The organism is Aeromonas sp. HMWF014 (assembly GCF_963878295.1).
Taxonomy (GTDB): domain Bacteria; phylum Pseudomonadota; class Gammaproteobacteria; order Enterobacterales; family Aeromonadaceae; genus Aeromonas; species Aeromonas popoffii.
Window position 1 is genome coordinate 3,224 of record NZ_CAWNYS010000517.1, and the last position, 4,925, is coordinate 8,148.

At 62.1% G+C, this 4,925-nt stretch carries 4 protein-coding genes and 1 pseudogene; all 5 read left to right on the forward strand.

Features of this window, described 5'->3' with window-relative positions; translation table 11 throughout:
* Nucleotides 1–694 (forward strand): annotated as a pseudogene (locus AAC083_RS23380) (DNA repair protein RecN); the annotation flags it as partial.
* A gap of 415 nt (nt 695–1,109) precedes the next feature.
* The gene (locus AAC083_RS20400) at nt 1,110–2,003 is read left to right on the forward strand and encodes a DHH family phosphoesterase (protein ID WP_108537578.1); all 894 of its coding nucleotides are present in this window, start codon (nt 1,110–1,112) and stop codon (nt 2,001–2,003) included.
* Between the two features lie 414 nt (nt 2,004–2,417).
* Nucleotides 2,418–2,858: a universal stress protein gene (locus tag AAC083_RS20405; RefSeq protein ID WP_108537579.1), complete on the forward strand. Its 441-nt coding sequence runs from the start codon at nt 2,418–2,420 to the stop codon at nt 2,856–2,858.
* Between the two features lie 260 nt (nt 2,859–3,118).
* On the forward strand, nt 3,119–4,282 hold the full coding sequence (locus AAC083_RS20410) for an efflux RND transporter periplasmic adaptor subunit (RefSeq protein ID WP_108537580.1): 1,164 nt from the start codon (nt 3,119–3,121) through the stop codon (nt 4,280–4,282).
* On the forward strand, nt 4,279–4,925 hold a 647-nt coding region (locus tag AAC083_RS20415), incomplete at its 3' end, for an ABC transporter ATP-binding protein (RefSeq protein WP_146181746.1). The genes AAC083_RS20410 and AAC083_RS20415, both read left to right, overlap by 4 nt.

Sequence of the window (4,925 nt, forward strand, 5' to 3'; positions counted from 1 at the left end):
GCACCATCAGGATCTAGCCAGTGATCTCGCCCGCCTCAACTCCGACGAAGAGCGCCTAGAAGGCATGGAAGATGAACTGGCCAAGGCCCGCCTCGCCTTCGTCCAGGCCGCCGAAGCCCTGAGCCAGAGCCGTCAACGTTACGCCCAGGAGCTAGGCACCAAGGTGACCGCCAGCATGCACGAGCTGGCGATGCCCGATGGCTGCTTCGCCATCGAGGTGCGACCGGATGCCCAGAGCAGCCTCTCGCCCCTTGGCATAGATAGAGTGGAATTTATGGTCACCACCAACCCGGGGCAACCTATCCAGCCGCTGGGCAAGGTGGCTTCCGGCGGTGAGTTGTCGCGGATCAGCCTCGCCATCGTGGTGATCAGCGCCCGCAAGGTCTCCACTCCCACCCTGATTTTCGATGAGGTGGATGTGGGGATCAGCGGCCCCACTGCCGCTGTGGTGGGTCGTCTGCTGCGCCAGCTCGGTGAATCCACTCAGGTGATGGTGGTGACTCACCTACCGCAGGTGGCAGGCAAGGGTCACCAGCATATGGTGGTGAGCAAGCACACTGACGGCAAGACCACGGAGACCCAGATGCAAGCGCTGGATCAGGGATCCCGCCTCAAGGAGCTGGCTCGCCTACTGGGCGGCGACCATATCACGGACATTACCCTGGCCAACGCCCGCGAGCTGCTGGCCACCTGATCAACCATGTCCGGGCCAGCAACAAAAGGGAGGGGCAGACCCACAGGGTTGGGTGCTTCTTCTTTTTATTGCTCCCCCTCATTGCCCCTGCTCTTTTTCTCACCCAGCCCCCAGGCCAGCCAACATCAGAGGAGCCTCCCTGACCCGGTTCGGGTACTGGCGCCAGCGGTGAACCAAGCAACACCTGAGCCACAGCCCGGTTCCTGAGTCTGGGCTGCAACATGATGCTAGCCCGGCCTGCTCCACACAGCAGGAGCGATCGGGCCAGCCTGGTTGCCACAAGCAGCACAGGCTGCATAGAGTGTCACCCGACCGGGGGGCAAGCTCGCACTCCTGTTCGCCATCTTAACCACGTCTCCTGCCCGACTTGCGTCATCGCGATCTCGGCCGAGTCTCCAACATCAGGAATGTCTGTATGCTCCATGTGTTTGGCCACAAGAACCCCGATAGCGACAGCATCTGCACTGCTCTGGTCACCGCTGACTGGCTCAATCGTCAGGGCCGACAGGCCCAGGCCTATGCCCTGGGTGAACCCATTGCCGAAACCCGCTTCATTCTTGAAACCGCCGGGGTCGATGCCCCTCCCCTGTTGCAGGGCAGCGTGGCCAACAAATCTGTGTTTCTGGTGGATTTCAGCGAGCTGGAGCAGGGGCCTGAGGGGCTGGCTGAGGCCGACGTGCAGGGGCTGATCGATCACCACAGAATCGGCACGCTCATCACCCGGGGCCCGCTCGATGCCTGGATCCGGGCCGTGGGGTGCAGCGCCACCGTCCTGCTTGAGCTGATGGGCTATGACACCCTCTCCCGCCCCCAGGCTCGGCTGCTGCTGGGGGCCATCATCAGCGATACCTTCAACCTCACCTCGCCGACCACCACGGCCCGTGATCGCGCCGCCGTCAATGCGCTGTTGCCCCTGGCCGATCTGGCGCTGGAACCCTTTGCCCAGACCCTGCTGGAGCGGCGTACCCAGATTGGTGACGCCCCTATGACAGAACTGCTCGTCGCCGATGAGAAGGCGTACCAGATCGCCGGCTACAAGCTCTATGTCAGCCAGATCTGCGTGATGGACCCGGCGCCGATCCACACCCGCCAGACCGAGCTGGCGCAGGCCATGCAAGACCGGCTGGAGCAAGATGAGCTGGATGCCTATGTGCTGATGCTGACCGATCTGGCCAAGGGCGGCAGCCTGCTCTACTTCGCCAGCAACGGCATACTGCCCGAGCAGCCAACCCATCTGGCTGGTGCCGTCAGCCGCAAGAAAGAGGCGCTGCCCTGGCTGAGCCAGTATCTCTCCTCAGACCCCGTTTGAGTGCAGCGAAGAGGGAGCCGGCCCAGGGCTGGCTCTCTGCCCCTCTCTCTTCGTCACCCCATCTTCCGACCGCCTCCCGCACGCCCCAAACCGCTCCCGCCCGCAACTTCATCGATGCCAAACCACAGGATCCCGGGGGCTGACGCCCATCCACAACGCCAACATGCTTCCCGGCCATGATGTTCACTGCCACCAGACCAGTACACCGTGAAAAAGCGGGTTTCCCTTCATTTTCCATTCAACCCGGTCTGTTATGATGATGTGAACGAACATGGCTTGACGATGCATCACCGACAAAACGTGACGCCAGACGCGCAAAAACCGGTTCGTTTTATGCGACACATAGCGGAACACAGTGGTAGGAGACAGACAGTTTGTCCCCGGTGTCCCGCACCATGCCAAGGAGAACTGCTTATGACCCCAACCCATATTGTGCTGTTACTGGAAGGCAAGGATTACGAGCAGGATACCCTGGCCAAAGCAAGCCGCCTGGTACAGGGAATGGGCGGTGATTTGACCCTGCTGCACCTGACCCACAGCAGCAAGATGCGCCGCAATAGCCTCTCACTGTCCGAGGAAGAACGCAGTGCCCAAGGCACGCTGGATGCCAAGGCCATCATCAGCGAGCTCATCACCACCCTGCTGCACCCGGTGGATTACCAGTGTCTGGTGGTCGATGACGTGGTGCCTAATCTGAAGCGCTGGCTGGATGCGCACCCGACGGATCTGTTGCTGGTGGGCAGCCGCCACCACTGGATGGAAGGGTCACTGGCCCGCCTGCTCATCTACAAGCTGCCGATCGATATCCAGATCTGCCACGAACCCTACACCGAACAGCTCAAGACCATAGGTTAATCTGCCCGGCGCCCATCCCACGGGTGGGCGCCGCTTGCCAACATGCCATCGCCTCGCTTTATTTCCTCTCGCCCCATTCCCTCGCACCTCGCAACTCTGTCCATCCAAACCGCCGCCCGGTCATTGCCATAACGGCAGGCAAGGCCGGTAATGACAAAGCTATCTACATGTTTCCTTACATATTCATCGCTGTTTTTTAAGCCTCGTTTGCTGCAGGATATTGCCCTTGCACGCCTTCGCACGTTTCTTTCAGGTGATAAATGAACATAACCCCCAAGCAGCGAAAATTTGCCCTGCTCATCCTGCTCCCGCTGGCCGCCATCACTTGGCTGGCCTGGCCGAGCAAGGCCCCCGAGCCCGTGCTGAGCGCGTCAGTGACCCGCCAGGATGTGGAGCAGACTGTGCTGGCCAGCGGCGTCCTGCAGGCCATAGAGCAGGTGGATGTGGGTGCCCAGGTCTCGGGTCAGGTGACCTATCTGGCGGTCGAGGCCGGACAAAACGTCAAGCAAGGGGACCTGCTAGCCGAAATAGACCCGCTGATCGCCCAGAACAACCTCAAGACCGCCGAGGCGGATCTTGCCAGCCGCCGTGCCCAGCTCAAGATCAAGCAGGCACAGCTCAAGCAAAACGAGCTGGCCTGGCGTCGTCAGCAGCAGATGTTCAAGCAGGAAGCCAGCTCCCGCGCCGATCTGGAGAGCGCCGAAGCCCAGCTGGCGGTCACCCGAGCAGAGCTGCAGAGCGCCCAGGCCGAGGTCGAGAATGCGCTGATCAAGGTGGATCGCACCAAGACGGAGCTGGGCTATAACCGCATCCTTGCCCCGATGGATGGCACAGTCGTCAGCATAGTGACCCGCCAGGGCCAGACCCTGGCCGCCAGCCAGACGGTGCCGACCCTGCTCAAGCTCGCCAACCTGGAGACCATGACAGTCAAGGCGCAAATCTCGGAAGCGGATGTCACCCGGGTCAAGGCCGGCATGCCGGTCTATTTCACCCTGATGGGGGATGTGGACACCCGCTATCACGGCACCCTGCGCACGGTGGAGCTGGCCCCCACCAACATCAACGAGCCGGCCGCCAGCACCACAGCCACCAGCAATGCCGCCGTCTACTACTACGCCCTGTTCGACGTGCCCAATCCGGATCACACCCTGCGGGTCGCCATGACCACGCAAGTCACCATAGTGCTCGGCGAGCGCAAGCAGGTGCTGACCATTCCACAGACGGCTCTTGGCAAGAAGCTGGGGGAGAACGAGTACGAGGTGACCCTGCTCAAGGATGATGCTCAGAAAGAGACACGCCGCATCAAGACCGGCATGAAGGATGACATCAAGGTCGAGGTGGTCAGCGGCCTGAGCGAGCAGGAGCAGGTCACCCTGGGCCAGGGCAAGCCGGTCAGCGGCGGCGACGTGGAGATCATATTGTGAGCGAGACGCTGATCCAGCTTAAGGGTATAGAGCGGCGCTATCCGAGCGGGGAACACGAGGTCACCGTCCTGCATCCACTGGATCTGACCATTGAAGCAGGGGAGATGATCGCCATCGTCGGCGCCTCTGGCTCCGGCAAATCCACGCTGATGAACCTGCTCGGCTGCCTCGATCGTCCAAGCGCTGGCCAGTATCTGTTTCGGGGGCAGGACACCGCCACCCTGGATGCCCTCTCCCTGGCCCGGTTGCGCTGCCACCACTTTGGCTTCATCTTTCAGCGCTACCACCTGCTGCCGCACCTCAATGCCGCCGCCAATGTGGAGATCCCGGCCGTCTATGCCGGCGCCTCCCGTCCCGAACGGCAAGCACGCTCCCACGCCCTGCTGGCACGGCTGGGTTTGAGCGATCGCAGCCATCACACTCCGGGCCAGCTCTCCGGCGGCCAGCAGCAGAGGGTCAGCATCGCCCGGGCGCTGGCCAATGGCGGCGAGGTGATCCTGGCGGACGAACCCACAGGGGCCCTCGACAGCCAGAGCGGCAAGGAGGTGATGGCCATCCTCAAGGAGCTGCACGCTCAGGGCCACACCATCATACTGGTGACCCACGACATGGCGGTGGCCAGCCACGCGGATCGCATCATCAC

Bases quoted from the DNA above. Each gene is read 5' to 3' on its own strand.
- AAC083_RS20400 (WP_108537578.1), top strand. From the start codon at position 1,110: ATGCTCCATGTGTTTGGCCACAAGAACCCCGATAGCGACAGCATCTGC.
- AAC083_RS20405 (WP_108537579.1), top strand. From the start codon at position 2,418: ATGACCCCAACCCATATTGTGCTGTTACTGGAAGGCAAGGATTACGAG.
- AAC083_RS20410 (WP_108537580.1), top strand. From the start codon at position 3,119: ATGAACATAACCCCCAAGCAGCGAAAATTTGCCCTGCTCATCCTGCTC.